18 protein-coding genes and 1 other RNA gene are annotated in these 21,142 nt (G+C 44.4%); 6 read left to right on the top strand and 13 right to left on the bottom strand.

The genetic code is table 11. The features are described from left to right. Positions 1 to 43: 43 nt before the first annotated feature. Together A3860_RS23795 and gcvP are read left to right on the top strand one after the other, a co-directional pair. Positions 44 to 982 carry a sterol desaturase family protein gene (locus tag A3860_RS23795; protein ID WP_081150691.1) on the top strand — a complete coding sequence of 313 codons (939 nt, stop codon included), beginning with the start codon at positions 44 to 46 and terminating at the stop codon, positions 980 to 982. Positions 983 to 1,251: 269 nt separating this feature from the next. After that, positions 1,252 to 4,167, top strand: a complete 2,916-nt coding sequence (gene gcvP, locus A3860_RS23800) for an aminomethyl-transferring glycine dehydrogenase (RefSeq protein WP_081150693.1) — start codon at positions 1,252 to 1,254, stop codon at positions 4,165 to 4,167. An 83-nt stretch (positions 4,168 to 4,250) separates the two neighbouring features. On the opposite strand, the gene A3860_RS23805 is transcribed toward gcvP, so the two are convergent. Together A3860_RS23805 and A3860_RS23810 are read right to left on the bottom strand one after the other, a co-directional pair. Then, a complete protein-coding gene (locus tag A3860_RS23805; RefSeq protein ID WP_081150695.1) occupies positions 4,251 to 4,709 on the bottom strand; it encodes a hypothetical protein in 459 nt (152 codons plus the stop codon). A 357-nt stretch (positions 4,710 to 5,066) separates the two neighbouring features. Continuing rightward, complete coding sequence (locus A3860_RS23810; protein ID WP_081150697.1) at positions 5,067 to 5,702, bottom strand: fasciclin domain-containing protein; 636 nt, start codon at positions 5,700 to 5,702, stop codon at positions 5,067 to 5,069. Positions 5,703 to 5,969: 267 nt separating this feature from the next. On the opposite strand from A3860_RS23810, the gene A3860_RS23820 reads away from it, so the two are divergent. Continuing rightward, positions 5,970 to 6,524, top strand: a complete 555-nt coding sequence (locus A3860_RS23820; RefSeq protein WP_143774238.1) for a nuclear transport factor 2 family protein — start codon at positions 5,970 to 5,972, stop codon at positions 6,522 to 6,524. 142 nt (positions 6,525 to 6,666) lie between these two features. On the opposite strand, the gene A3860_RS23825 is transcribed toward A3860_RS23820, so the two are convergent. Then, positions 6,667 to 7,089: a hypothetical protein gene (locus A3860_RS23825; protein WP_081150703.1), complete on the bottom strand. Its 423-nt coding sequence runs from the start codon at positions 7,087 to 7,089 to the stop codon at positions 6,667 to 6,669. Between the two features lie 204 nt (positions 7,090 to 7,293). Here A3860_RS23825 and A3860_RS23830 point away from each other — a divergent pair, with 204 nt between their 5' ends. After that, positions 7,294 to 7,677 carry a hypothetical protein gene (locus A3860_RS23830; protein WP_081150705.1) on the top strand — a complete coding sequence of 128 codons (384 nt, stop codon included), beginning with the start codon at positions 7,294 to 7,296 and terminating at the stop codon, positions 7,675 to 7,677. Positions 7,678 to 7,943: 266 nt separating this feature from the next. Here A3860_RS23830 and A3860_RS23835 read toward each other — a convergent pair whose 3' ends face one another. The 3 genes from A3860_RS23835 to A3860_RS23845 all read right to left on the bottom strand — a co-directional run bounded on the left by A3860_RS23835 (position 7,944) and on the right by A3860_RS23845 (position 12,696). Beyond that, positions 7,944 to 8,912, bottom strand: a complete 969-nt coding sequence (locus A3860_RS23835) for a dihydrodipicolinate synthase family protein (protein ID WP_081150707.1) — start codon at positions 8,910 to 8,912, stop codon at positions 7,944 to 7,946. 212 nt (positions 8,913 to 9,124) lie between these two features. Further along, entirely contained in the window at positions 9,125 to 10,651 is a 1,527-nt protein-coding gene (locus A3860_RS23840; RefSeq protein ID WP_081150709.1) for a sodium:solute symporter, read from the bottom strand. Positions 10,652 to 10,773: 122 nt separating this feature from the next. Continuing rightward, on the bottom strand, positions 10,774 to 12,696 hold the full coding sequence (locus tag A3860_RS23845; RefSeq protein WP_081150711.1) for a class I SAM-dependent methyltransferase: 1,923 nt from the start codon (positions 12,694 to 12,696) through the stop codon (positions 10,774 to 10,776). A gap of 303 nt (positions 12,697 to 12,999) precedes the next feature. Here A3860_RS23845 and A3860_RS23850 point away from each other — a divergent pair, with 303 nt between their 5' ends. Together A3860_RS23850 and A3860_RS23855 are read left to right on the top strand one after the other, a co-directional pair. After that, the gene (locus tag A3860_RS23850; RefSeq protein WP_081150713.1) at positions 13,000 to 13,440 is read left to right on the top strand and encodes a hypothetical protein; all 441 of its coding nucleotides are present in this window, start codon (positions 13,000 to 13,002) and stop codon (positions 13,438 to 13,440) included. Between the two features lie 330 nt (positions 13,441 to 13,770). Beyond that, on the top strand, positions 13,771 to 14,364 hold the full coding sequence (locus A3860_RS23855) for a porin family protein (RefSeq protein ID WP_158085338.1): 594 nt from the start codon (positions 13,771 to 13,773) through the stop codon (positions 14,362 to 14,364). Between the two features lie 204 nt (positions 14,365 to 14,568). On the opposite strand, the gene A3860_RS23860 is transcribed toward A3860_RS23855, so the two are convergent. The 7 genes from A3860_RS23860 to A3860_RS23890 form a co-directional block, all read right to left on the bottom strand. Continuing rightward, entirely contained in the window at positions 14,569 to 14,979 is a 411-nt protein-coding gene (locus A3860_RS23860; protein WP_081150717.1) for an OB-fold protein, read from the bottom strand. Positions 14,980 to 15,316: 337 nt separating this feature from the next. Next, positions 15,317 to 15,754, bottom strand: an RNA gene (gene rnpB, locus A3860_RS23865) — RNase P RNA component class A. A gap of 89 nt (positions 15,755 to 15,843) precedes the next feature. Continuing rightward, a complete protein-coding gene (locus A3860_RS23870) occupies positions 15,844 to 16,875 on the bottom strand; it encodes a Smr/MutS family protein (protein ID WP_081150719.1) in 1,032 nt (343 codons plus the stop codon). A 251-nt stretch (positions 16,876 to 17,126) separates the two neighbouring features. Then, on the bottom strand, positions 17,127 to 17,765 hold the full coding sequence (locus A3860_RS23875; RefSeq protein ID WP_081150721.1) for an HD domain-containing protein: 639 nt from the start codon (positions 17,763 to 17,765) through the stop codon (positions 17,127 to 17,129). Continuing rightward, on the bottom strand, positions 17,749 to 19,527 hold the full coding sequence (locus A3860_RS23880; RefSeq protein WP_081150723.1) for an APC family permease: 1,779 nt from the start codon (positions 19,525 to 19,527) through the stop codon (positions 17,749 to 17,751). The genes A3860_RS23875 and A3860_RS23880 overlap by 17 nt, the downstream gene beginning before the upstream one ends. Before the next feature lie 190 nt (positions 19,528 to 19,717). After that, positions 19,718 to 20,683, bottom strand: coding sequence for a polyprenyl synthetase family protein (locus A3860_RS23885; protein ID WP_081150725.1), 966 nt, complete (start codon positions 20,681 to 20,683; stop codon positions 19,718 to 19,720). A gap of 57 nt (positions 20,684 to 20,740) precedes the next feature. Then, positions 20,741 to 21,094, bottom strand: coding sequence for a four helix bundle protein (locus A3860_RS23890; RefSeq protein ID WP_216823497.1), 354 nt, complete (start codon positions 21,092 to 21,094; stop codon positions 20,741 to 20,743). Positions 21,095 to 21,142 lie beyond the last annotated feature (48 nt).

Consider the following 21,142-nt stretch of genomic DNA (forward strand, 5'->3'; position numbering starts at 1 on the left):
CTATGATATTTCAATTACAAAGTTTATTTTTGCCCCGCTCTACATGAACTCCCTGCGCGAACAAATATTGATTCTTACCAGTACGCCTATTTACGCGATCATTATCGGGTTGGAATTATTATTAAGCAATTACCATCACAAGAAATTATACAGCTGGAAAGATACCGCAGCCAATGTTTACCTGATGTTGCTGAATGCCCTGCTCGATCTGTTGTTTCGCGGGATTTATGTGGTGATCCTCGATTTCCTGTACCGCCACAGTATGTTCTCATTTAGTCATGTGGTGGTATACTGGGTAATGTTGTTATTGCTCGAAGATTTCATGTATTACTGGCTGCACCGCTTCGATCATGAGATCCGCTTTTTCTGGGCCGTGCATGTAACCCACCATTCATCGGAACATCTGAACTTTACAGTTGGCTTCAGGTCGTCGGTATTTCAACCATTATACCGGTTCCTGTACTTCATTCCCCTGGCATTAATGGGCTTCAAGCCAATGGATATTGTGTTCATTTATTCGGCCACACAGATCTGGGGTATTTTTGTACATACCAAACTGATCAATAAAATGGGCTGGCTCGAATACTTTCTGGTAACGCCCTCCCATCACCGGGTGCATCATGCTTCGAACCCCAAATACCTCGATAAGAACATGGGCATGTTCCTGATCATCTGGGACAAAATGTTTGGAACATTTCAACCCGAACTTACAGAGCAGGAATACCAACCTATTAAATTCGGGCTCACCAAACCCATTGAAAAGGAAACACCGCTTACGATCATCTTTCACGAATGGACACAGATGTGGAAAGACGTAGCCCGTAAAGACATTGGCTTTAAAGAAAAATGGAACTATCTGTTCGGTCCGCCAGGCTGGAGCCACGACGGCAGCCGCCAAACCAGCGAGGAAATGCGGGCAGAAGAAAACGGCGGGGTACCCGCTGAGTTACAAGAGGAACGGGTTATAAGTTCAAAGTTCTAAGTTATTAGTTTTTAGCTTGTTAGTTATTGGGTTGCGTTTCATCAGACTCACGAACTTAAAAAGGTACAAACTCAATAACTTATTAACTGCCAGTCATTAATACAATTCTTCACATTCTCTCCCAGTAGCTTTTCAACACTCATTCCACCAATGATCCCAAACAGGTGTTAGTCTGCCGGTTTAGTATTAACTTTGCGGCCTTATACCCTAAAATTCCAACAGGCCAGTAAGTATTAGGAAACATATAAACTACAAACATAAACGGGATTATGAATCTTTTTGAACAACAGAATACTGAATTCATCCGTCGCCACATTGGACCCACTGAATCTGAAACCCGCCAAATGCTTCACGCCATTGGCGAAAACAGCCTCGATGCGCTGATCGATAAAACAGTGCCGGCCGGAATACGCATGAACAGTTCACTAAACATTCCACCTTCTATCAGTGAATATGAATACCTGCAGCTGATAAAAGACATCTCGCTAAAAAATAAAGTATACAGGAACCATATTGGGCAGGGGTATTACGATACCATTACGCCCAGCGTTATTTTGCGCAACGTTTTTGAGAACCCGGGCTGGTATACCCAATACACGCCGTACCAGGCCGAGATCTCCCAGGGCCGGTTAGAAAGCCTACTCAACTTTCAAACCATGGTAAGCGACCTCACCGCCTTACCGCTTACCAACGCTTCGCTGCTCGATGAAGCTACCGCTGCCGCCGAAGCCATGACCATGTTCTTCAATTCGCTGAATAAAGATCATGAGCATATTACCCGCCCGAAATTCTTTGTTGATGTTGACACCTTCCCCCAAACAAAAGATGTGCTGGTAACCCGTGCAGTACCGGTTGGTATTGAAGTAGTGTTTGGCGATTACCGCACCGCTGCCATCGATCAGCAGTACTTCGGGGCGCTGGTGCAATATCCAAACGACAAAGGCGCCATTGAAGACTATCGCGACTTTATCAATAAAGTGCACCAGGCCGGCGCTTATATCGCCATGGCTACCGATCTGCTGGCACTCACGCTGCTGACCCCGCCCGGTGAACTGGGCGCCGATGTAGCCTTCGGTTCGGCCCAACGCTTTGGCGTGCCGCTCGGTTTTGGCGGCCCGCACGCTGCTTTCTTTTCGGCCAAAGATGAATTCAAGCGCAATATTCCCGGCCGTATCATCGGCGTAAGCATCGATGCACAGAACAACCGCGCTTTGCGCATGGCCCTGCAAACCCGCGAACAGCACATCAAACGTGAAAAAGCCACCAGCAATATCTGTACAGCCCAGGCGCTGCTGGCCAACATGGCCGCCATGTACGCCGTTTATCACGGACCTACGGGTTTAAAGAACATTGCCAAACGCATTACGGTGCTTACCAATGCCCTGGCCGAAGAACTGGAAGCAGAAGGCTATGAAGTATTGCATAAGAGCTTCTTCGACACCATCGTATTCAGAGCAACCAATGCCGATACCATTCGCCAGAAAGCAGAAGCAGCCCAATTCAATTTCCGTTATTATGGCAATAACCTCATCGGCATATCGCTCGATGAAACCACCGGCCTCAGTGATGTACTGGATATTCTGTTGCTGCTCGATCAGCCCAATGACCATAACGTAGCCAGCTTCGATGTAAGTGAAGATGCCGTTTTATACAATATTCCCAATACACTCACCCGTACCAGTCATTTCATGACCAACCCGGTGTTCAATACGCACCACAGTGAAACAGAAATGATGCGGTACATAAAAATGCTCGAGAACAAAGACCTGTCGCTGAACACTTCGATGATCTCACTGGGAAGCTGTACCATGAAGCTGAATGCCGCCAGTGAAATGATACCCTTAAGCTGGCAGCACTGGAGCAAAATGCATCCCTTTGCACCCGAAGATCAAACAGAAGGTTATAAGCAGATCACCGATGAACTGAGCCAGTACCTGTGCGACATTACCGCCTTTGACGCCTGCAGCCTGCAGCCAAACAGCGGCGCCCAGGGTGAATATGCCGGTTTGCTCGTGATCCGCGCTTATCATGCCAGCCGCGGCGAATCGCATCGTAATGTAATGCTCATTCCCATTTCAGCACACGGCACCAACCCGGCCAGCGCCGTAATGGCGGGCATGAAAGTGGTTGTGGTAAAAGCGTTGGAGAATGGTTACATTGATGTAGAAGATCTGAAAGCCAAAGCCGCCCAATACAGCAATAACCTGTCGGGCATCATGATCACCTACCCCAGTACCTATGGTGTTTATGAAGAAACAGTAAAAGAGATCACACATATAGTTCACCAACATGGCGGACAGGTTTACATGGATGGTGCCAATATGAATGCGCAGGTTGGTTTAACCGCGCCCGGCCTCATCGGCGCCGATGTTTGTCACCTGAACCTGCACAAGACCTTTGCCATTCCGCACGGCGGTGGCGGTCCCGGCATGGGCCCCATTTGTGTGAAAGCGCACCTGGCTAAATTCTTACCCGGTCACGTATCAATAGGCAATAAGCAAACCGCATTAAGCAATGGAAGCGCTGACGGTATTCAGCATGCGGTAAGCGCGGCGCCTTATGGTTCTGCATCCATCTTGCTTATCAGCTACGCATACATCAGAATGCTGGGCGCCGAAGGCGTTCGCAAAGCCAGTGAATACGCCATTCTGAATGCAAACTATATGCGTTCGCGCCTGGAAGGACAATACGAAATATTGTACACCAACCATAATGGCGAATGCGCCCATGAATTCATCGTTGACCTGCGTCCGTTCAAAAAGAGCGCTGAAATAGAAGCCGAAGACGTAGCCAAACGGTTGATGGATTATGGCTTCCACGCGCCTACCCTCAGCTTCCCGGTACCGGGCACTATTATGATAGAACCTACCGAAAGCGAAGACAAAGCCGAGCTCGACCGCTTCTGCGATGCGCTGTTAAGCATTCGCGAAGAGATCCGCGCTATTGAAGAAGGCAAGGCCGATAAAAAAGACAATGCATTGAAAAATGCACCGCATACGCAACACGCGGTTATCAGCTCGCAATGGGCGCATACCTATACCCGCGAACAGGCAGCCTTCCCGTTACCATACATTCGTGAAAATAAGTTCTGGCCCAGCGTGGCAAGAGTGAACAACACGTTTGGCGACAGGAACCTGATCTGTACCTGTGAGCCGGTGAGCTCGTATGTTGAAGAAGAAGCGTAATCCTTCGACTACTCAGGACTAATATAAAATAAGAAGGAGAGTCATCTGCCGGCAGATGGCTCTCCTTCTTATTAAAAAAGAGTTTAGATCAATTCAATGGTTATCAGCAATCCGGTAGTATCATTATAAAAAGTGCCGTTGGGGCCATACCCTACCGCGAAATAAAGCATCTCCCCTTTTTGCAGGGAAATGGAGTCTTCAAAAGTGGCTGAAGGATGTGCGCCAACAGTGGCATGAAGAACAGGATCGCCGCCATAGCCTTCGATCACCGCATCAAACAAATGCTGGCTATTCAGTAAAACATGTACATCGGTGGTGGATATTCTTACATGCACGCCCTCAAATACCGCCTTAATACGATACTTCCCCATTTTAGGAACTGTAAACCGCAAAACACTGTATTGACCGGTGTTGCTTCCCTCCATGCCTATTTCCCAGGGCCGTAATGCCCAGCTGTTACTTACATCAGTTTTTGTAACGGAATCCCTGTTTTGAGCAATATAGGGGTAATAGCCAGCCGATCCGGGGCCAGGGTGCCACATGTCGACCCCCCTGTGTTTTATCGGCATATTGCATTAGCTGAAATGCAGAAGGATCTAAAGTATTACCGGTAGTATAACCAACTGCCCAATTATTAGCCTCATTTTCTGAAAACGACAAATGATTATTAATTATAGTATCCGGTACAGCAGCGCTTTCATGTGTGCAACTGATCAAACCTGCCGGCAACAGAAATAAGTAACATATTTTCTTAAGGAGCATGGTTATAAAGCTAATGATTTATCGCAAAGAAAAAGCGAATTAAAAAACAGGCAATAAGCTGCTTTTAATTCGCCTTCCTATAAACCTATCCTGTATGGTCAGGTTATAACCAGGTTACATCTCTTACTCTTACATGATCAATCGTTCTGCGCCTGGTCCAATGCACTGCGCATATCTTTAATATCGTCTACAAGCCATTTTCCGTCCTTTTTCGAGATCCAGTACTTCAATCGCCCGGCAGAAGGTAATTCAATGATAATGCTTCCCTCATCGTTGGCAAGCTTCTCGAATTCGACTGTTGATTTTTCGATCTTCGCCAGGTCTTCATCGCAATCTTTCGACATCATTACCAGGTCAAAGTCGAGCCCCTGTAAAGGCGCCTGCGTTTGGGGCGACTTTTTGAGGTCGTCGTTACATTTCCTGAAATACGAACGCCAGCGGTTAATGTATTCGTCAGAAACAAACCCGCTTTTTTGCATAGCCGCCAGGTATTGCTCGGTACCTGTTTCATTGACAACATAATACTGCAAAGAATCAGGGTTGGTTGAATGACTCACCAACTGTATCTTTTTAAGCTGTGGTACATTAGCACGATACCATCTTAAAAAATTGAGGATGGTGCCCGCAGGTTGTTTGTTAAAAGCCTGATCAGAAGGTGGTGTAGCATTAACTGCATAACTGTTACTGATATCCGGCGTGTTGGGTGTGGAGGCTGATGAGCAGGCAGCCATTAAAGCCCATATGCCGACAGCAAGATGATTCTGGAGTTTCATGGGTAGGGAGTTTTAGGTATATGTGAATATAATATTTAAAAAAGGATAATGCAAACAGCTGTTTGTTTTTATTTTAGTATGTTTTGGACGGCATTTTTTGTGACGCAGGTCATAAAACTCTATAATAAAGCAGGTTACAGGACATTATTTTTGATAAACTATTACATTATCCATATATTAGATACACCTTATCTTTTTAATCCGGCGCCATCCCCTCTACAAAAACTTCCCACCCTGCCTTTTTAATAACCCATAAACAATTGAATTATGAGAACAATCCTTTTGGGAACAATTTGCCTTATTATGATTGCATCCTGTAAAAACGAAGCAGAAAAAGCAACACCGGCATCAACGGCAATAGCCAGTGAAACCACTAAAACACCACCACCTGTAGAATTTGCCGATCAGAAGTATGTTGACATGGGAAAGAAATCACTGGCTGCATTTGCCAGCGGTGATATTGACGGCTGGGTCAGTGGATTTGCTGATAATGTTGTACTCAGGTGGTCGTCAGGAGATAGTTTGGCCGGAAAGGAAGCGATCGCTAAATACTGGAAAGATCGCCGGATGAATGTGGTTAAATCCCTTGAAACCAGTAAAGAGATCTGGCTTCCGGTAAAAGTGAATCAGCCGCAGTCGGTAGAAACCCAGGGCACCTGGCTGTTAAGCTGGTACCAGGTAAAGGCTACTTATAAAAACAATGAATCACTAACGTTCTGGGTACATATCGATATGCACTATAACAATGAGATGAAAGTAGATGAAATGATCCAGTATGTTGACCGGGCGCCCATCAATGCGGCTATTGCGAAGAAGAAATGAAATTTAGTCAAACAAAAAGCATCATAAGAAATAATAGGATACAGAAGTAGGAAGTACGAAGTAGGAAGTTCCTGATATTCGGGGCTCAAACAAATAGCGAGGCTCATCATTCAGACTTTTCTTACTTCTTACCTCCTACCTCCTATTTCTTCTTCATGAACCAGCTTCCCACTCCCTTGTAGGCAACTGCCTCACCCTGTGCATCCATCACCGTGGTAACGATCTCCCATTCTCCTTCAAACCGGTCATTTACAAATGTGCCTGAATAATTGATCTGTTGGGAAGGCAATTTTGGCAGGAACCGCGGGCCTTCCATTTCATGTTGCCAGTAATGGGGGTAGCACTTTATAAAACTGATGTATTGGTCGTTTACAGAACCTTCAATAATAGCGGGTTGTTTAAAATGAGCAGTGGCCTCGCCATCGGTGCATTCGCCCATTATAATTCCATTAACAACTGTGATCTCCATTTCAAAAGCAACCGTTTTGCCTTTAACCGGTTCACCATAATCGGCCCCGTAGGAATAGGCCCCTACCCATTTACCGCTTAATTGCTGATCATTCATAACGAATTATATTAAACTGGTAGTTATAAAAATAGCATTAAAGTTGTATCAGGAAAAGGTAAAATACCGCTAATTATTCACGGGCATAACTCATACATCTCCAGCTTTTTAAATATGGTTTTGTTAGTGAAATGTTATCATTGGTTTTTTCAGTTAACCCTAGCGTACTTTTTGAAGTCTTATAAAGGAATAAAAACCAGTAGTATGAAAACAGTATCATTAATAATAATCTTTGCATTGGGTATAACCTTACATGCATCGGCCCAAAAAGTGGTACGGGTGGTTCCTCATTACCCGCGAACCCATGTTGCAGTAGGTGTTGGTTTAGGCTATGGTTACGGCTTCGGTCCATATTACCCATGGTATAGCCCATGGTATGCTTATCCTCCGGGATACTATTATGGTTCACGGCCTACCAAGCTCGACCTGGAAATACAGGATATCCAAAACGATTATAAGGATAAAATATGGTCTGCCAGGCATGATGAAAGCCTTTCCCGCAAGGAAAGACGGCAAAAAGTACATGAGCTGAAACACGAACGCGACAATGACATTCTGCAGGCCAAAAAAGATTATTATAAGCGCTAGTTAATCCAATGACCTATTCAAATGGAAATTTTGTGATCACAGGTTTATGAAGTATGAGGTAAGCTTAGTTCTTACCTGGTTGTTTAGGTTATGTTGACAAGGCCTCCCGATACACCGGGAGGCTTTTGTTATTTTAAAAACTTATGATTTTGATTGGATACTGTGTGAATATAGGGTTGAGAAGTAAGAAATAAGATGTACGAGTAGGAAATACAAAATTCAAACTCTTCTTACCTCCTACATCTTACCTCCTGTTTCATCTCCTACTATATCGCAGGATCAGGTAATATCTGCGGCTCCATTATTCCACGGGTATCTACCGGCGTTATATTCAACCGGCTGCACCATTGGGTAAAGCTGTCATAAATACCTTTAAGCACCTCTTTTTGTGCCGGCGTTAATTCCTGCACATAGGCCCGGCTGATAGTACGCACCGGTAAGCCGCGCAGTTGCAGAAAATATTTGGCGCTCATGGGATATGCCTGGTGTATCAGCGGGTCAACCCGGGTAAGCTCCGATTGCAGCCATTTCACATCTTCCTGCTTTGATGGGTCATTCGCGTTATTACACATCCAGACCAGCACTTCAGGATAAAAATTACCACTTATTGAAGACATGCCACGTGCGCCCATTTGCAGGCTGTACATGGCATTGGGTGTATGCGCATCAAAAAAGTCGAACCCCGGTACATTGGCGATCTGCAGCTTCTCCTTCACTTTGTCAAGATCAATGCTGGTATCCTTATGGTATTTCAACCGGCCCGATGACAATAATGTTTCAAACACCCCGGCCGATAAAATACGTTTGTAAGGCGCAGGGCACTCATAGGTACCCATGGGTATGTTGGGCGTTAAAGAGAACATTTTATCGAACCGCTTCAACAAAATATCATCGCTGTCATCCACATTGGCAAAATGACCGGTGATCAACACTACGGCATCGATACCGGTATCATAGATCTTTTTGCTGAACTCGGCTTTATCTTCAATGGTGAGCCCGAACGAACCCGTAGCCACCACCGGTACCCTGTTATTTACATACCGTACAATATGGGCCGTTAATTCAAGCCGCTCATCTTCACTGATGCTGTACATTTCACTGCTCAGGCAATTTGCAAAAAAACCACTAACACCAGCCGCCAGGTAAAAGTCGATCAACCGTTCCACCATATCAAAATCGATCTTGGCCTTCAGGTTGAACGGTGTTATCATTACCGGAACAAATCTTTTTTCCATCCGATTTATTTTGTGTGTTGTTATTAAGATTTCAGGCGCTTCCGCCTTCTAAAATTAAAAAGTAAATATTGTATTACAGACAATTACCGTATTAAAATCCGTTATTTAATATGCCTTGCCAGGCTATTGAAAATGAAGATATAGTGATTCTGCCGAAGTATCATCCTGATCACACCTGCATTGCCCGCCGAAGCCCTGGCGGAGGTGGGCAATTAGCTGGGCTTGCGCAAACCGGCTAAAACCCTGCCGGTCAAAAATATAGTCAGGGTTCCAATGACGATGGTCATATTGGCGTGCAAATTGATGCGCAGCCATGCGTAATTATCAGGCAACTGCCGCGAAAAAGTGATCCAGATGATCACCAGCACCCCTATAATGACGGCAATAACGGCTTCCATGTTCCGGGCTTTACGGGCCAGCAAACCCAGTAAAAACAACCCTAAAATGCCGCCCGAGAATATGCCTGCCAGCTTCCACCAGGCGTCGAGCAAACTTTTAACCCCGATCATCCCAATACCAAAACTGATGGCCATTACGCCCATAACGGCCGTAGCCAGATACAGCACCCGCATCTGCGCTTTTGACGAAGCGTTGGGGTTAAAATACCGCAGGTAAATATCTTTCAAAAAAACGGTGGCCGAACTGTTCATTCCACTGCTCATAGTGCTCATGGCGGCCGATAAAATAGCGGCGATGATCAAACCCAGCAAGCCGCGGGGCACTTCATTGCGCATAAAATAGGGCAACACCCGGTCGCCATAATCGGCCGGCGTCAGGTTTTGTAAGGCAATATTCTTTTCAACTGAAACCTGTTGCTGCAACGTCAGCATTCGATCAGGATGCTGATGGTAAAAAGCAAACAATGCGGTTCCAATAAAAAAGAACAGCATGCTCACCGGCACATAGAACAATACGCACATCCAGATGCTGCGGCTGGCATCGCGGCTGTTGCGCGCCGTATGATACCGCTGGATATAATTTTGATCGATCCCGAAATTATTGAGGTTGATAAAAAAGCCGTACAGGAAGATGACCCAGAAAGTTGACATCGAAAACCCCGTCAAATTAAAACTGCCCAAACTGAATTTATCATTTGCCTTACCGGTTTCAATGATATAATTAAAACCACCATCGAGTTGCGAAACAATGAGGTAAAGGATCAACAGCGCGCCCAGGGTTTTAATGATGGCCTGAAACACTTCTGTCCAGATGACCGCCTTCATACCACCCATCATGGTATAAACAATAATGCAGATACCGGTGGTGATCATGATGGCCGGCATCGAAAAACCGGTGAGCGCTTTCAGTGTAAGGGCAATGGAATAGAAAATAGTTCCCATGCGGGCCAGCTGTATCAATACAAAACAGATCATGGCATAGGTGCGCGCCCATGGGCCGAACCGTTCTTCCAGGTGCGTATACGCGCTGATAGCGGCACTGTTGCGATAAAAAGGAACGAAGAACCGCGAAGCAATAAATGCGGCAAATGGCATCGACAAACTGAATACAAATGAATTCCAGTTAGCTCCAAATGATTTTCCGGGATCGCCCAAAAATGTAATAGCGCTTAAAAAAGTAGCATAGAACGACATGCCCAAAGCCCAGCCCGGAATGGCGCCGGATGCTACCGTATATTGTTCAGACCCTTTATTTTTTCCGCTCAACACAATTCCCACACCTATCATGGCGGCAAAATACAGGACAATAATTGTTAAATCTACAGTTGGTAAATGATTCATGGTACAAGCAATCTATCCATTCAGGTAAATGTATGGATAAATAGACAACAGGCAATAGACAATTTGATTATTGCCTGTTGCCTGGTGACAGCTTAATACCCCTTTAATATTTTTTTAATCTTTTAAAAAAATGAGTGTAGAAAAGGCAATGTCCTTTTTATTAATTGTTTTACCATTCTTTTGCGGCTGGTTGACAGTGAATGTATTTCATGATACAAACCGGCGATGTGATTTTGTTTTTCGTGTACCTGTACATACAGGTTGTTGATATCGGCCTGTTTATGATCAAGCTCACCTTCCAGGGTTACCAGTTGTCCCTCGAGCGAAGCCAGTTTCATTTGCAGCGACTGAATTTGATTATGCGATTCACTGATCTCGTTTATAACAGGCCGCACCCGCAACCTTGAAACCGCGCCTTTCACTGTTGTAATGGAAACAGGGGTCACGCTACGGGTTAACCTCGCTTCATTTTCATAATAATTATCGAGCAGGGAATCATTCAGTGTAAAGCCCAGGTAAGCAAACAAAGCGTAGAGGATATTCTCCACCTCACTATATTTCATATCTGCCGGCGGTGCAACGCTCGATAATCTCGACAAACCAACATACACGGCCCTGAAAATAATATAACCCAGTTCAACATCTTCGTGCAGGTCGAGTTCCAGATCAATAAACCGGAAGCCATCATCCTGCATAATGAGGTTAATGGGCAATGCATCGAGGTACCGGCTTTTTACTTTCAGCCCAATGCGTGAAAAATCGGCATCCTTAAAACCATATGTGCCGGCCAGTTCCATCTTTAAACAATTGAACCAGGTCAATAACCACTCCCCAGCCTGTTCAATTGTCCAGTGGTTGCGGTTTATTGTTTCAACCAGACCATAATGGTGCAGGATGCCCGAATAAGCAGGTTCTTCCTGATCAAACGAGATCAACCCTTCGGCACGCAACGCATCGGTTAAGTAATTTCTTACCACTTTAACCGTATCGCCCTGCTGCCTGAATAATGTTTGTTTGCAATATTCTTTTTTAAGTTCGGTGCGATAGAAGGCGAAAAGCACCTCTTCATCGATCCTATGCTCAGGAGTATTCTGTGAAAAAATGCAAAAGGAATTGCTGAGATCGTATAACAGGTCATTCTGTGCAATTAGCGGCAATGCTTTGTCGAGTGAGAACAGGGGCATATTCTGCTGCTGGTCCTGGTACGAAATGTTCGACAGAATGCTTTCAATACTTACCTGGCAACGTTCATTTTTTTCGTTGAACCCGGGATAAAATACCAGCGTGGGCATTTTATAATCAGGAAAAGGAAGGAACAGCTCATTTTTTCCAAAGCCTGCCTGTTCAAAAACATTCAGCAGCTTCTTCCTGCCCATGGTAGTGGCTTCGCCGGGTTTGTAGTTATTATTTATGCTATGCATGATAACGCCGGCATGATCTTCCTGAAAGCCGGAGAAGTACTTTAACCCCAACTGGTTTTCTATAGCAGTAATTAAAAAACCATCGGCGGCTAAATATTTTTTCAGGTGAACCAGGAATTGAAAGGTAGCATCAGTTTCCTGCGAATACCGTGTAGCATATTCCAGCACGCCTACCTGTATTATGCCATCAAAAACGCGGTTACTTTGGAAATGAGCGATGTCATCACAGATTATAGTAACATTGTTCAGATCGCGGCAACGCTCTGCAGCGATGCTGGCCCGGCGCAAACTGGGCTCAATGGCATACACCTGTGCGCAGCACTCACCTAAAAAACGGGTTATGGCGCCGCCGCCACAGCCAACCTCAAGTATAGTTTTCCCCTTGAACAGGGCGGTAAAGGGGCGAAGCAGGTTGGCTCTTTTTTTTGAGAAAAAACATAAACTTATCCAGTCATGAATATGTGACTCCAGTTCATCAGACAGCACCGATACGTCACTACATTTTTTTAGCTGCTCATAGATGGCTGTTTCAACAGCTGCACCATCAGAATATTCGATTTGGTTTTCATAGTTTTTTCTGATCCATACTTTGGATTCCGGATCGAAACGATAAAGGCCTTCCATTTAACAATTTTTTTCATTGAATAATTTTGGGGGCCAGCGTTTAATTCAATCAATCAAAACATTGAATAAATTTTAGCGGCAGGGTTTAATTCATTCAATCAAAAAAGTTTGACGTTACTTTTTCTTCGTTCTCTGCGCAACGTTATATAACAATTATAATGGAAGAATATTAAGGGTTTCGTCGAAAAAATAGGGCAGTTCATCGATACTCATTCCATGTTTAAGGAAATATTTCACTTTCATCCCAACCCTTCCTGATTATTTTTCGTAACTTCTTGGTTGTATTTTTAAAATCGCACATTTATGAAAAAGCTTTTAATATGTGGGCTGTCGATCATGATGGCTATGAGTGTTTCGGCGCAATATCATGGCGGTTACTATTATGCAAGGCCAAGGATATCAATAGGGATCGGCGGGTATTTTCCTGTATATCCATACTATGGATATTCTCCATTTTATGGGTATCCTCCATTAGGTTATCCTTATGGATATGGTTATGGCTATCGCTATAACCGGCCTGCGCCTTCCAAACTCGATCTGCAAATACAGGAAATAAATAATGATTACAACCACCAGATCTGGGAGGTAAGGCACGACAAAAGCATAAAACGTAAAGAACGGAAAAAGCAGATCCATGAGCTGGAACATGAAAGGGATAAAGCGATCATTCAGGCTAAAAAGTCTTATTATGAAAAGCCACCGCAGCCGGCGCGCCGCCATAACTTCAACTCAAATAACGACTGAGATTTTTGGGATCAATGGGATGAGTGGGATAATACACTATGCCACTCATCCTATCATCTCATGATCCCAAATCCCGCAATCCCTTCATCTCATCGATCCCCGATCCCAACCATCCCACACATCACACTATCCCAGTAGTTAAACGCTCGTTAACCGGGCATATTATTATTGCTACTATCGTAACAATCTGCTTTTTTGTCTATTATTTACCGGCGTTGATAGATTATAACTTTTAACATGAAAGCCTGGTAAATATTTTTGACCGTCTCACAACATCATTCAAAACACATTCATTACATGACAAGCAAGCCCTTTAACAAATTCCGTATTATGATGAAGTCTTTAATGGTATGCACTGCTTTGTTGGGAACAACCTTTTTGGCAAAGGCGCAAACATGGCATTTTGGTCCCAAGTTCGATGCAAATTATTCTACGATGAAAGGAGAAGGAATAAAGAATAAATTTTCACCCGGCTTTCAAATTGGCGGTTTTGCTGAATATAACATCACTAAACACCTGGCCATTCAACCCGAGTTGTTATACTCCTGGAACTCTTATAAGAAGAGCGATGATTTTTTAACTTATTACGTTAACTCAGGCCGTAGTGCTGCCGGCAATAATGTAAATCTGGGTACAGTGAGCGTGCCGTTGCTGTTGCGTTATAACATAAATAACTTTCTCAGTGTGCTGGCCGGCCCTCAATACAGCTATAAGATATATGATGATGAAGACCTGATAAAAGAAGGTAAGGAAGCTTTTAAAAATTCTGAAGTAAGCGCCAATTTTGGTTTTCAGGTAAATTTGAGTAACGTTGGTTTTTATGCCCGCTTCAATAAAGGCCTTAATAATATAAATGATATTGATGATCGCTACGAGTGGAAATCGAGTCACATACAGGTAGGTATCGCTGTTAGAATAAAATAATAAAGTGTGACCACTAGTTGCCAGGCAAAGGTGGGTCGTCGTAGCCCATGACGCCCACACTTTGCACCGGCGAGAGTACGGAATACACAATGAGATGAGGTGATAATGCTTCAAGGTCGCGCAGTTCCTATAAATGCGATGCGCATGCGTTAGCATTCATTAAATGCGGTATTTCGTTATCACATTATCGAATTATCTTATTATCTAATTGACCAAACAGCTATTGCTAAGAACCACATCACTTAAATACCCGGTACAAATACCTTTAACAGTGATCTTCTCACCAGGTTTTACCGGTTGGGCGCCAGGTTCTACCTGGCTTAATGAGCAGGCTACCCCAAACAGGGGGTCGCCGGTATTCAATATCACTACCGGCCCCGCATACCGTGAATTTTTAATGGTGAGAACCTGACCGCTTACCTGCAGTACTTTATTCAGATAGGCCTGATTGGCCTGTATGTGATCGGAAGAAAATTGTGCATATAATTCAGTAGCAGTGACCGGAATACCGGTTTCTTTGGCCACATTGCGTGAAGGCTTACTATATAAGTGTATGAGAAGGCCGGCAAGAAATGCTACAAAGGTGCATCCAAGGGTGAAACTAATGTTCCTCATAAGGCGAATTTTACGGTTACAAACAGGCCCTACGATAAAGTGTTATTGGGGGGAATATTCATTGGAAATACAGGATAAAAGCACTTGTATATGGCCGGGAAGCGCATGCAGCCATTTGCGATGGATAAGGTAGTAACTGGTTCAACGCGAACGCGCGTTTATCTGTATAGGTAATGGAAGCGATTACAAAAATCCAAAAATGGTGCCTGAAATGGGATTGTTCAACCCATTGATGTGTATAGCAGTAATTATCAATAAGTAAAGCCTTTTCGTTGGGGATAAATCAGGGATCTGTTTCTGATTATACATCACAAAAACCGAAAGCTTCAATAAAAAAATTAACTACAAACCTGTAAGCCGGATTCTGTATCCCGATAATTACCGGGAGGCTATCATTTATCTTGCCCAGCCATTACTGACTGGATCGTTCTGCCTACCCACCCAACGTTCTTCCCGATAAATCGGGAAGGATCGAACGAGCCGCTCTTCAACGCTGGTATACATGGCATTTCAGCATGCAAGGTTTACCCGCCCCGCCGGTCACCCGGCAAAGCCGTGGGCTCTTACCCCACGTTTTCACCATCACTCTCCTCCCGGCTGAGCCGGGAAGACAAACCCCAACCGCAATGGCCGGGATGAAAGCTGTAATTTTCTGTGGCACTGTCTGTTCCTCTCCCCTGCGGAAAAGGACCCGGCTATTCACCGGTACATTGCCCTATGCTGTCCGGACTTTCCTCTTCCCGATAAATCGGGAGGCGATAGCCCGGTTTGTAGTTAATTGTAAAGGTAATTAATTGTTACTGAGTTGCTTCGTAAACATGCAAGCGCAGCGTAACACGCTTACCCCCTTCAGGGAGCTGGGGCTTAATACCCAAAATAGATCTCCGTAGCCCCATACCCATACGCCGGATGATACCGGTTGGTGAAACTCTTAACCTCTTTACGTAACCTCAGCTCTTCATGGATCTCGTCGCGCAGCTTGCCACTTCCCACCCCATGAATAACAATAAGCCATGGAAGCCGGTGCGCTATGGCCAGGTCGAAGTATTTTTCGAAGGTCTTTAACTGTAACGTCAGGATCTCGAGGTTGCTCATCGACTCCCAGTCGGGCGTAAGCTTTTCAATATGCAGATCGACCTCCGATTTTGCCGCCTCCAGGTTCTGCCGCACTTTGCTGGCATCATAGATCTTAAACCCGGCCTTTGACAGGCTCGAGAGATCGAGCCCCGAGGGTTTGTCTTCGTATGGCCGGCCCGGATATTCATCGAACAATTTATAGGAAAACGTAGCCTCCCCTTTCCTGCGCACCTCTTCAATGCGCGTAAAAACCTGTTTGGGCTTTAATTTGAGGGAAGCTTCATAATAGTCAGCCTTGTGCTTGTTGGGTGTAAGCAGGGAGAATTCAAAGTTAAAAACCGGGCTGTCGTTCAGGTTTTCAAAAGGTACATCGTGCAGATAAATATCTTCAAAAGGATGTATCTGCAGGTTCATCAGCTCAAAATTGGTTTCGCCGGCATAGTTCAATTTATAAGTGAACAGGTAGCCATGTTCGGTACGGTTCGCCAGGTGAACCTTTAACTCGGTTACAATGTCGTCCCCAAATTCATCATTGACCATCACCGGAATATATGTGAGCCATACCCCGTCAACCACCCGCTGGGTGATCTTTTTCTTTTCCCGGGGCACGTCATCAATAAATTGCTTTTCCTTTTTTGGCGGAAATAGCTTCTTCTCGGTAAATCGCTTGAAATATGGAAAATCAAGCTGATCTACGTAGGCGGGGAACTTCACACCCCGCACTTCCACCATCACCATTTTTTCGTTAATGATGTCTATTACTTCCCCTTCTTCGTTCGTTTGGTTCACCACAACCTTATCGCCAACCTCAAATTTCATCGGTAATTGTTTGATTGCTAAATCGCAGCCTATCGGTGCTTTCTTTAATTAATAAGCTGCAAAGTTAAGGTGGAGCGGTCGAAGTTGGAAGGAAGCTGTAAGAAGGGAGAAAAAACAGGGTTTAGTATCAAACAAACAAAGCTTAATTACATAGGAGGCCTTATTATCATCTCTGCCTTCTTATCACTAATTTTTTCGATTAAATCATTGTATTTCAACATAATAATATTCTTTTTACATCACATTATTACTTAAAATAATTCTCTTGCTTCCCTTTTAATATTCTCCCTGGCCCTTCCTGCATACAATTCCCTGAAAATTTCTGTTTGAAAAATAGATTCCGATTGTAAACAATGTTCCAGGAATTGCAGGCGGCCGAAATAATACAACTTGTCGGGGTAAATGCGGTATTCGCGGCGCACCTGCTGCGTATAGGCTTCATACTTTGCCCATTCAGCGCCAAGGATCGACATATCAAAATCGAGGAATAATTGCAGGTCAGCAATATGTTTTACGGCATCAGTAACTTTATGCGTTTGGGTAGCCTCAATGTATAGTCTTACCTGTTCCGTTTTTTCGGGTGGAACCGATAAGGCCCGTAACCGTTTTACCGCTACCTGCGCACTCCGCGGCTCGTTGTCTTTTCGAAGTACATTGTAAATGAGATCATGATAAAAGACCGAAAACTCCACCACATCCCGGTCGTGCAACTGCGTAGAATACACTTCGCATAAATGCAATAATGCCTCTAAATGCTGCAGGTTATGATAGTGCCGGCGCGAAGTGGTATACTTCCTTTCTATCTCCTGGTAAAACCGGTCAATCAATGCAGCGTCATGGCAATACTTCGCGGCCAGTTGTTCCCATACGGTTCTAACCCTGTTCTGCATTGGCCAGCCTGCTTTTTTTATAGCCGTAGAAAAAATAGATCACAAGGCCCAACAACAACCAGCCCAGGAACCAGGCCCAGTTGCTTTTTGTCATACCCGTTAAAAGATATAAACAGGTAGCCACACCCATCAGGGGTATCAGCGAATATTTTTTAACAAGGGCAAATATGCTTAGGATAATGCAGGACAACCAGAAAATGATCAGCGAAATTTTCGGTGTGGCCAGGTCCATAAAGCTCACTTTATTGGCTGCATAATCTGCATTCGCCGAAAAATTAAAATTGAGTATGTCTGAAAAATAACCGGGCGCCCACACAGCCAGAATAATAATAGCTGCCAGTATCAACAACGGAAAAATAAACTGTGCATTGATATAGGGCATATTGAACCGACCTGCTTCTTTTTCTTTCCGCGGTATCAGCAATACGCCACCACAAACCAGTACAAACGCAAACAGCGTGGCAATACTGGTAAAATCCAGTACAAAAGTTTTATCGGTGAACAGGATCGGTAAACCAACCACCACGCCGGTAAGTATGGTTGCAAAGGAGGGCGTTTTATATTTCTTATGAATGCGCTGAAATACGGGTGGTAACAATCCGTCGCGGCTCATGCTCATCCAAATACGGGGCTGCCCCATTTGAAAAACCAGTAACACACTTGTCATGGCGATCACTGCACAAACCGAAACCAGTAATTGCATCCAGCCTACATTCTTTACTTCAAAGATCTTTGCCAGCGGATCGCCTACGTTTTCAAATTGCTTATAGTTCACCACACCGGTTAATACCAATGCCAGCAGAATGTATACAACCGTACAGATCACCAGCGAATAGGTCATGCCCCGGGGAAGATCGCGCTGGGGATTTTTACTTTCTTCGGCCAGCACGCTCACCGCATCAAAACCAATGTACGCAAAGAAAACGCCTGACACGGCTGCCATCACCCCGCCAAAACCATTGGGCATAAAGTTTTTTACACCCGCATCATTTACCGGAAACCAATTGTCGGGATTAATGTAATAAGCACCCACAATAATTACCAGCGCCACCACGGCCAGCTTCAGTATCACCATGGCATTACTGAAATTGCGCGATTCTTTTATTCCTATATACACCAGGGTGGTGATAAGCACATTGATGACCAGCGCCGGCAGATCGAAGATCATTTTCAGCGAACCCGCTACCGGACAATTATTCCAGGCATTTATTAATTCTGCATTGGCCTGGTTCTTCAAAAACTCCAATTGTTCAGGGGAAGTAAGTTCTCTATAATTCAGAAATGCCTTTTTTGCTTCCTGGTAACTACAGGTTAGGTAATCGGGCATATGCACATTCACTTTGTGCAGAAAGGAGGTGAAATAATCGCTCCATGAAAAAGCCACGTAAATATTTCCAATGGAATATTCCATGATAAGCGCCCAGCCAATGATCCAGGCAAACAGTTCGCCGAAGGAAGCATAAGCGTAGGTATAAGCGCTGCCGGCAACCGGAATACGGCTCGCAAATTCTGAATAACAAAATGCAGTGAAAGCACAGGCAATACCGCAGATAATAAATAATACCACTACGCCCGGACCGCCTTTAAAACAGGCATCGCCCAAACTGCTGAAGCTGCCCGCCCCAATGATCGCTGCAATTCCGAAAAAGGTAAGATCGCGTACATTCAACACCCGCTTTAACCCGGTAGCTCCATGCCCGTCGTCGCTTCCTTCCTTTAAAATAGATTCAATTTTTTTGGTGCGAAACAAAGAGTTTGGCATGTTGGCAGTAAGTTTTAAGCGGGCAAAATACTAAAAAATACGAATGAATGTTAGTATAATGATTGATTATAATGGAAGGCCCAACGTGCAATTTCTGATTTTGAGATGTAGGGATTTTTAGATTTCAACTAGGTTTAGCCTTCTGATAAATCTCAAAATCCAGAAATCCCAAAATCGCTCATTTTTGAACCTAATGCTCTCTTTGCACCAGGAAGTGTGCTAACTCACGTAGTGGTTCCTTCCGTACCGAAACCACGGCCATTTCTTCGAGGTGTTCAAATGCTTCGGCAATATATTTTTCCTTGAGGTTGGCGGCCCATTTATTAACCCCACAATCATCAAAAACCGATAATACGCGGGCAACTTTGTCTTCGGGATTTTCCTGCATCAGCCGTTTTAATTCTTTCAACTGGGCCGCGTTGGCCGACTCCAGGGCCTTGATCATTAAAAAGGTTTTCTTATTGGCCATGATATCGCCACCGGGCTGTTTTCCAAACTTTGCAGGATCGCCATAAGCGTCGAGGTAATCATCCTGTATCTGGAATGCGATACCCAGGTTGCGGCCAAAATCGTAAATATGTTCCTGGTTGGCTTGTCCGGCCCCGCCTAAAACGGCCCCCAGCTGCAAACTGGCGGCCAGCAAAACCGAGGTTTTCAGTTCTATCATCCTGATGTATTCATCCAGCTGAACCGTTTCCTGTTTCTCGAAATCCATATCCAGTTGCTGGCCTTCGCACACTTCCTTGGCGGTTCTGTTAAACAGCCTGATCACCTGATGCAGGTAACCGGTGCTTACTTTATTAAGGTAATCATACGCAACAATGAGCATCACATCGCCCGAAAGCAAGGCTGTGCTCTCGCCGTATTTTGCATGTACGGTAGGCTGGTTGCGGCGCAATGGCGCCTTATCCATTATGTCGTCGTGAATGAGGGTAAAATTGTGAAACAGCTCTATCGCTGCAGCCACAGGCCAGGCATCGGGATTTATATCATCGAACAGTTCATTGCCCATCAGGCACATGACTGGTCGCACCCGCTTGCCACCCAGGTTTAAAAAATATTCATCGGCATCGTATAAGCTGGCTGGTTCTGTAGGAAAATGTCGAACGTTGAAATATTTAGAAAATTGATTTGATAAATCTTCGAAGCTATTCATATTTATTGTTAGAATACGGGTTTAACTTAAAGAAGTAAGAAGTATGAGGTACGATTACTAGGTATTGAAATCTTTCCAGTTATCGTATAACCGACGAAGTTTTGAACCTAATACTTCAGCTTCAGCAAATAACTGATTGTATATATCAATGGCTATATAATTACAGTCTTTGGCAAAAAGCAACCACGATTTCGATTCTTCTAATGAGCCCATCCCATCTACCAAATGACGTTTAAAATTACCAACATATAGCCGTTTTCCCCATCCTTCCGCTGTATTAACCGCAATTGACCGGGAAGAACGCCTGATCTGATCTGTCAATGAATATTTCTCTTCAGGAGGAAAACGATGCGTTATCTCAAATATCTTCATCGCAAATTTATGCGCCAACTGGTATACTTCTAAATCCAAGAAAGTATTTATTGACATAGATAGCATTTTATAATGTAATAAATATGC

The sequence above is a fragment of the Niastella vici genome (assembly GCF_002077945.1).
GTDB lineage: Bacteria > Bacteroidota > Bacteroidia > Chitinophagales > Chitinophagaceae > Niastella > Niastella vici.